Source organism: Microbacterium sp., assembly GCF_035554235.1.
Classification (GTDB): domain Bacteria; phylum Actinomycetota; class Actinomycetes; order Actinomycetales; family Microbacteriaceae; genus Microbacterium.
In genome coordinates this window covers 1-7,234 of record NZ_DATMIO010000141.1, presented here as the reverse complement: position 1 = coordinate 7,234, position 7,234 = coordinate 1, and the positions used below count along the sequence as shown (strand labels likewise).

Sequence of the window (7,234 nt, the reverse complement as noted above, 5' to 3'; positions counted from 1 at the left end):
CCCCGCCCTGCTCCTGAGGGGGATCCAGTCGTGATCCGGTTCGAGTGGCCGCCCGCGCGCATCGTCGGTGGGACCCTCTACGTCGCGGCCCTGGTGCTGGTGGCCGCCCTGGCGGCGTGGCCGATCTACCGATCGAACTGGTTCCTCGTGGTCGTCGGCGTCGCGGCGCTCGCCGCCGCCGTCGTCGCGGCCGTCTCGCGCCTGCGATCGTGGTCGGCGCTCCTCACCGCCGCGGTCGCGGCGGGCGCGACGATCCTGCTGGGCGCTCTGGTGCTGCTGGCAACGCGACCCATCGGGCCGGCCCAGGTGCCGACCGCGCTCGGCGACGCGCTGCTCGGGACGGTGACCGGGTGGAAGGACCTCATCACGGTCGATCTCCCGGTGGGCACCTACCGCAACCTGCTGATGCCCGCGATCGTCGTCTTCCTGGTGGGAACGCTGGTGGGACTGCGATTCGCGTGGTCGAGGCAGCCCGCGTCGGCGGTGGCCGCGGTCGTCTGCAGCGGGATGGTGTTCTTCGGCCTCGCCTTCGGGCGCTCCGTCACGAGCGAACCTCTCGCCCTCGGCCCCTGGACGATCCGGGCGCCGCAGGAGACGCTGATCGGGGCGGCCACGCTGATCCTCTCCCTCGTCTGGCTGGCGTGGCGGTCCCACAATCAGCGTCGGCAGGCGCTCCGCCGGGCGGCCGTCGCCACGGGCGTGCGCATCTCGCGCCGTCGCACGGCTTCGGACCGGCGGGGCATCGTGCTCGCGGCGGGAATGCTCGCGGTCGCCGCGGTCGCCGCGGCGGCACTGGGGCCACTGGCCGCGCAGGGCATGACACGCGACGTGCTGCGCTCGAGCACGGGTCCGGAGCTCGTCATCACGAGAGCGACGAGCCCGCTGTCCGAATACCGCGCGCACTTCGCGGACGACACCGTCGACGACGTGCTGTTCCGCATCGAGGCGCTCGGCGCGATGCCCGACCGCATCCGCATCGCCGCACTCACGTCGTACGACGGGGAGCGCTACCGGGCATTGGATGTCGAATCGAGCACGGCCGACGCTCGATTCACGCGCGTGCCGTCTCGGCTGACGGCTCCGGCGGGCGAAGAGATCGACGTCCGGATCACCATCGAGACTCTCGGCGGCATCTGGATGCCGACCGTCGGTCATCTCGAGGAGGTGACGTTCGAGGGCCCCGATGCGACCGCCCTTCAGGACGCCTTCTACTACAACAAGGCGACCGCAGCTGCGGTGGAGACCGCGGGAGCAGGGCTCGCTCCCGGCGACGGCTACGTGCTCGAGGCTGTCGTCCCCGAGGTGCCTGAGCTCTCCGAGATCTCCGCCCCGGGAGCGCCCGGCCTCGATTTCGATGTGCCGGTGAGCCTTGCCGGGTGGCTCGATGAGCAGGGGGTCAGCGCGGACGGCGCGGGTCTTGCGGAGGCCATCTCCCGGCTGCGCGCCCGCGGGTACCTCAGTCACAGCCTCGCCGCCCCCGCCGACGCCGCGCCCGCCTGGGCGAGCGACCTCGGCGACTACATCTTCCAGCCGAGCGCGGCCGGGCACTCGCTCGCGCGCATCGACGCGCTGTTCCGGCAGCTGCTCGATCGCAGTGCGGATGCCGCGCCCGATGGGCCCGACGCCTCCCTCGTCGCCGGGGTCGGCGACGACGAGCAGTTCGCCGTCGCGGGTGCGCTCATCGCGCAGCAGCTCGGCTTTCCCTCCCGGGTCGTGGTGGGGGTCCGGCTCGCGCCCGAGGCCGGCGTCGTGACGTGTCCGGAAGGTGCCTGTCGCGGGCGCGACCTCTCGGCCTGGATCGAGGTGCAATCTGCGGACGGGGTCTGGGTGCCCGTCGATGTGACGCCCCAGCACGAAGAGCCCATCGACAGCGACGCGCGTCGCCAGCGCGACCCGGAGAATGTCACCGAGGTGCGCCCCGAGACCGCCGAGGAGATCAGCGCTCCCGACCCCGCGCAGCGCGACACCGTGAACGACGAAGCGCCGGAGGACGTGCCGCTCGACTTCTCCGCCTTCTGGGCGGTGATGCGGGTGGTGGCGGTCGTCGGTCTCGCCCTGGCGGTGGGGCTCGGGCCGTTCCTGGTCGTCGTGGGCGCGAAGGCGGCGCGCCGCCGGTCCCGCCGGCGAAACGGCGATGCCGCCAACCGCGTCGTCGGGGGATGGGACGAGTACGTCGATGCCGCGGTGGACCACGGCCGGCCCGCCCCGCGCGCGGAGACGCGCACCGAGCTCGCCTCGCAGTACGCGACGCCCCGTGCGGCGACCATGGCATCGAGCGCCGATCGCGCGGTCTTCTCGGGCGAACCGCTCACCGAGCAGGAGTCGCTCGAGTTCTGGGCGCTCGTCGACGAGGAGCGGGATCGCTTCCGCGAGGAGGCATCCGTGTGGCGCAGATTGGTTGCGGCCGTATCGTTGAAGTCGTTCGTACGCTGGATGGCGGCGGACCCCGTGCGCGGACGCACCCCGTCTGCCGTTCGCAGTGAGAGGAGGACGCGGCGTCGCACCGGCGACGTCGCGCGCGCATCATGAACGATCCAGTGGTCTGGACGGTGGTGTCCATCCCCGTCGTCGTCATCCTCTACCTGTGGGTGGCGGCGGGTCTCTCGGCGATCTTCCGCAAGGTGGGCGAAGAGGAGTGGCGGGCGTGGGTGCCCGTGCTCAACGCGATCGTGCTGTTCCGCCTGGGCGGCATGTCGGCCTGGTTCCTGCTGCTGGGACTGGTGCCGATCGTCGGAACGCTCGCGCTGCTTGCCGTCTTCGCCGTCGTCGCGTACCGCGTGAATCGCTCGTTCGGCGCGGGCATCGGCATGACGGTGCTCGCCGTTCTGCTCGTGCCGGTATGGACGAGCATCCTGGGCTGGGGACCCGCGCGATGGCTCGGTGAGCACGGCGAGCCCCACAGCGGTCCCGTGCGGCGCGGCGAGCCCGATGCACTCGACGCGCGCGTGGCCGGACCGACTCGCCCCGCGGGACAGCCGGCGTATTCCCCGATGTACAGCCCCGACCCGTTTGTGCCCCCCCGCCCGCCCGCGCCCCCCGTTCTTCCGGCGGCGCCGGCCTTTCCCACGGCACCCTCCCTTCCTCCGGCATCCGTCGCGCCCGGCTACGGCGCTTCCACAGCGCCCCTCTCGCGGCGATCGGGCTACCAGGGCACGCCCGACGACGCCCCCGCCGACCCGTGGTCGTTCGCACCTCCGCCCGTCGTCGAGCCGGAATCCGGGCCGCCGCGCCGGCGTGCGTTCCGCTCCACGGCGATCGGCGTGAACCCGGTCTTCGATGACCTCGATGACGACGGCACCGGCGGTTCGCGCTCCGCACCGCCCTCGCCGGTGTCGTCGGTGCCGGGGCTCGGCAGGGCTGCTGCGTCGGCGGACCCGTGGGCTCCTCCGGTGATCGAGCCGATCACGCCCCCCGCCGCCCCCCTGCGCCGGTCGTCGTGGGCAGCGAACGCCGATGGTCACTTCGACACGTCGGCGGAGGTATCCGCGGTCGTGGGCGCACCCGCCCTCGGGGAGCCGCTCGCCGCACGCGGCTCCGTTTCCGCGCAGCACAACGAAGCAGAGATCCCCGACGCCGGCGCAGCCTTCGACGAGACCATCGTCGTCGCGAGGCGCCGTCCCAGCTGGGTGCTGACGCCGCCCCTCGGGGCCCCGATCGCCGTGACGAGCGACGCCCTCATCGTGGGGCGGCGACCGTCTGCAGATCCCGACTTTCCCGACGCGCAGCTCGTTCCCATATCCGATGAGACCCGGACGATGTCGAAGACGCATGCCCGGCTCGAGCTGCAGGGCGAGCAGTGGCTGATCGTCGACCTCGATTCCACCAACGGCGTGATCATCTACCGCGAGGACGGGTCGGAGTCGGAGGCGACGCCCGGCGTTCCGGAGCGCGTGGGCGAGCGGTTCCTCCTCGGCGACGCCGAGCTGCGGTTGGCGAGGTCGGAGGGCCGATGACGCCCGATCCCCCGGCGCGGGGGAGCGACCCGCCGGACGACGACACTGTGGACGATGAAACGATCCGGGTGCGCCGCAGCGCCCGGCGCGCGCCCGCGGCGGCGCCCGCACCGACGAAGGGCGCGGATGCCGATTCCGACCCGCCGGCCGGCATCGGCGGTCGCGTCGCATTCCGCCCGGACGCGCTCGCGGCCCATGACCCGATCCCGATCCGGACGCCCGCGCCCGTGGTCGTGCCCCGGAGCGAGAGATCGCCGACGGAGCCCCAGCAACCGCAGGATGCCGGCGAGGTCGGCCACGCCATCCGCTCCCGGGCGCGCCTGCGCGCCGCGACGCTCGTCGTCGTCGCGCTCGCGGTCATGGCGACCGCGGCCGCCCTGCTCGTGGCACTCGTTTCGGGGCTCGGCTGAGCGACGCTGCCGAGCGCCGTCGCCGCCGTCCTGCGGTTTGACCAAGCTTGCCCCGCCCGCGTATGATTGATCGGGTGTGCGCCCACGCGCGCCCTGCGCTGTGCCTCGGCACGGTCGGGGTCGTCGGCACCACATCTCGGGGACATGCCTGCGAACAGGACACCCCCACGGCATATCCACCACACAACTCGCGCCACTCATTGTGTCGCGCCGGTGGATCAACGTGAACCCGAGCGCAACGAATCGAAAGATTCGAAGCGCAGGGGAGAGACCACGAACGCTGTCACCGTGCAGCACAACAAGGAGAGAACGTGCCAACCATTCAGCAGTTGGTTCGCAAGGGACGCTCGCCCAAGGTCGCCAAGACCAAGGCACCCGCCCTGAAGTCGAACCCCCAGCAGGCGGGCGTCTGCACCCGCGTGTACACGACCACGCCCAAGAAGCCGAACTCGGCGATGCGCAAGGTCGCCCGTGTCAAGCTCCGCAATGGCACCGAGGTCACCGCGTACATCCCCGGCGAGGGCCACAACCTCCAGGAGCACTCGCTCGTGCTCGTCCGTGGCGGTCGTGTCAAGGACCTGCCCGGTGTCCGTTACAAGATCGTCCGCGGCGCCCTGGACACCCAGGCCGTCAAGAACCGTAAGCAGGCTCGCAGCCGCTACGGCGCGAAGAAGGGCTGAGGAACATGCCTCGCAAAGGACCCGCCCCCAGGCGCCCCGTCGTCAACGACCCGGTTTACGGCGCGCCGATCGTCAGCCAGCTCGTCAACAAGATCCTCGTCGACGGCAAGAAGTCGCTCGCGGAGTCGATCGTCTACACCGCGCTGAAGGGCGTCGAGACGAAGAACGGCCAGGATGCCGTCGCGACCCTCAAGAAGGCGCTCGACAACGTGCGCCCGACGCTCGAGGTCCGCAGCCGCCGCGTCGGCGGCTCGACCTACCAGGTGCCGGTCGAGGTCAAGCCTCACCGCGCCAACACGCTCGCCCTCCGCTGGCTCGTGAGCTACGCCAAGGGCCGTCGTGAGAAGACGATGACCGAGCGCCTCCAGAACGAGATCCTGGATGCCTCGAACGGCCTGGGCGCGGCGGTCAAGCGCCGCGAAGACACCCACAAGATGGCCGAGTCGAACCGCGCCTTCGCGCACTACCGCTGGTAACCCTTCGTCTCGGCGCTTCGCGCCTCGCTCAGGGGCCGGATCTCCTGGACCCGGTCCCTGAGCGAGCGAAGCGAGACGAAGGGCGCTCCCGCCCGCATCTCCAAACATCAGCAGAACTTCATCGGTTGTTGAGTAGCGGCGAAGCCGCGTATCGAAACACGATCACCGAAAGATAAGGAACAAGCCCCGTGGCACAAGACGTGCTCACCGACCTCACGAAGGTCCGCAACATCGGCATCATGGCGCACATCGATGCCGGCAAGACGACGACGACCGAGCGCATCCTGTTCTACACGGGCACCAACCACAAGATCGGCGAGACGCACGATGGCGCGTCGACGACCGACTGGATGGAGCAGGAGCAGGAACGCGGCATCACGATCACGTCCGCCGCCGTCACGTGCTTCTGGGACAAGAACCAGATCAACATCATCGACACCCCCGGCCACGTCGACTTCACGGTCGAGGTCGAGCGTTCGCTCCGCGTGCTCGATGGCGCCGTCGCCGTCTTCGACGGCAAGGAGGGCGTCGAGCCCCAGTCCGAGACGGTCTGGCGCCAGGCCGACAAGTACGACGTCCCGCGCATCTGCTTCGTCAACAAGATGGACAAGCTCGGCGCCGACTTCTACTTCACGGTCGACACGATCATCAACAAGCTCAAGGCCAAGCCGCTCGTCATCCAGCTGCCGATCGGTGCCGAGAACGACTTCGTCGGCGTCATCGACCTCGTCGAGATGCGCGCGCTCGTCTGGGCCGGCGACGCCAAGGGTGATGTCACCATGGGCGCGAAGTACGACATCCAGGAGATCCCGGCCGACATGGCCGACGTCGTCGCCAAGTACCGCGAGCTGCTGCTCGAGACGGTCGCCGAGTCCGACGAGGTGCTCCTCGAGAAGCACTTCGGCGGCGAGGGACTCACCGTCGCCGAGATCAAGGCCGCGATCCGCAAGATGACGGTCAACAGCGAGCTCTACCCGGTGCTCTGCGGTTCGGCGTTCAAGAACCGCGGCGTCCAGCCGATGCTCGACGCCGTCATCGACTACCTTCCTTCGCCCCTCGACGTGCCCGCCATCGAGGCGCACGACCCGAAGAACGAAGAGATCGTCATCCCGCGCCACGCCGACCGCGAGGAGCCCTTCACGGCCCTGGCGTTCAAGATCGTGACGCACCCGTTCTTCGGTCGCCTGACCTACATCCGCGTCTACTCCGGTCACCTCGACTCGGGGGGCCAGGTCGTCAACTCGACCAAGAGCAAGAAAGAGCGCATCGGGAAGATCTTCCAGATGTACGCCAACAAGGAGAACCCGGTCGACTCCGTCACCGCCGGGCACATCTACGCGGTCATCGGCCTCAAGGACACCACCACGGGAGACACGCTCTCCGACTCGCAGCACCAGGTCGTGCTCGAGTCGATGACTTTCCCCGAGCCCGTCATCGAGGTCGCGATCGAGCCCAAGACGAAGGCCGATCAGGAGAAGCTGGGCCAGGGCCTGGCCAAGCTGATGGCCGAGGATCCGACCTTCCAGGTTCAGACCGACGTGCAGACCGGCCAGGTGATCATTGCCGGCATGGGCGAGCTCCATCTGGAGATCATCGTCGATCGCCTGAAGCGCGAATTCAGCGTCGAAGCGACCGTCGGCAAGCCGCAGGTTGCATACAAGGAAACGCTTACGCGACCGGCCGATGGCGAAATGAAGTACTCCAAGCAGACCGGC

The 7,234-nt window shown here is 69.8% G+C and carries 6 protein-coding genes; all 6 read left to right on the top strand.

All coding sequences use genetic code 11. From position 1 onward, the window contains the following. Positions 1–2,529: transglutaminase-like domain-containing protein (locus VNT50_RS07390; protein ID WP_325484464.1), on the top strand; the 2,529-nt coding region annotated here is incomplete at its 5' end. Then, positions 2,526–3,953 carry a DUF5684 domain-containing protein gene (locus VNT50_RS07385; RefSeq protein ID WP_325484463.1) on the top strand — a complete coding sequence of 476 codons (1,428 nt, stop codon included), beginning with the start codon at positions 2,526–2,528 and terminating at the stop codon, positions 3,951–3,953. The genes VNT50_RS07390 and VNT50_RS07385, both read left to right, overlap by 4 nt. Beyond that, positions 3,950–4,363, top strand: coding sequence for a hypothetical protein (locus tag VNT50_RS07380; RefSeq protein ID WP_325484462.1), 414 nt, complete (start codon positions 3,950–3,952; stop codon positions 4,361–4,363). Before VNT50_RS07385 ends, VNT50_RS07380 begins: the two co-directional genes overlap by 4 nt. 311 nt (positions 4,364–4,674) lie before the next feature. Then, entirely contained in the window at positions 4,675–5,043 is a 369-nt protein-coding gene (gene rpsL, locus VNT50_RS07375; RefSeq protein WP_091703622.1) for a 30S ribosomal protein S12, read from the top strand. A gap of 5 nt (positions 5,044–5,048) precedes the next feature. After that, the gene (gene rpsG, locus VNT50_RS07370; protein ID WP_325484461.1) at positions 5,049–5,519 is read left to right on the top strand and encodes a 30S ribosomal protein S7; all 471 of its coding nucleotides are present in this window, start codon (positions 5,049–5,051) and stop codon (positions 5,517–5,519) included. Positions 5,520–5,707: 188 nt separating this feature from the next. Next, the coding region (gene fusA / locus VNT50_RS07365) for an elongation factor G (RefSeq protein WP_325484460.1) at positions 5,708–7,234 on the top strand (1,527 nt) is incomplete at its 3' end.

Coding starts and splice junctions, on each gene's coding strand:
- VNT50_RS07385 (WP_325484463.1), top strand. CDS start 2,526: ATGAACGATCCAGTGGTCTGGACGGTGGTGTCCATCCCCGTCGTCGTC.
- VNT50_RS07380 (WP_325484462.1), top strand. CDS start 3,950: ATGACGCCCGATCCCCCGGCGCGGGGGAGCGACCCGCCGGACGACGAC.
- rpsG (WP_325484461.1), top strand. CDS start 5,049: ATGCCTCGCAAAGGACCCGCCCCCAGGCGCCCCGTCGTCAACGACCCG.